Here is a 256-nt window from a genome sequence, read left to right as displayed (position 1 = left end):
CCTCGGTCTGTTCCCTTATTTCTTCACCATCACTTCACACATCATCGTCACTTTCGCGCTGGCGGCGTTGGTTATTGGTACGGTCGTTGTCTATGGTTTTTACAGGCACGGTTTCGGTTTCCTGAAGCTGTTCGTGCCGAGCGGCGTGCCGTTGGCGTTGTTGTTTATTGTGGTCCCGATTGAGATCATTTCATTTCTCTCGCGTCCGATCAGTCTCTCTGTTCGTCTTTTTGCCAACATGCTGGCAGGCCATATC

1 protein-coding gene is annotated in these 256 nt (G+C 50.8%); it reads left to right on the top strand.

Going from position 1 to position 256, the window contains the following annotated elements:
• Nucleotides 1-256: F0F1 ATP synthase subunit A (gene atpB, locus ACKRDP_RS09990; RefSeq protein ID WP_409154632.1), on the top strand; the 256-nt coding region annotated here is incomplete at both ends.

Origin of the sequence: Pampinifervens navoyensis (assembly GCF_046159715.1) — a bacterium.
Taxonomy (GTDB): Bacteria; Aquificota; Aquificia; order Aquificales; family Aquificaceae; genus Pampinifervens.
The sequence above is the reverse complement of the archived record's forward strand: the minus strand, read 5'-3'. Positions and strand labels throughout refer to the sequence as shown.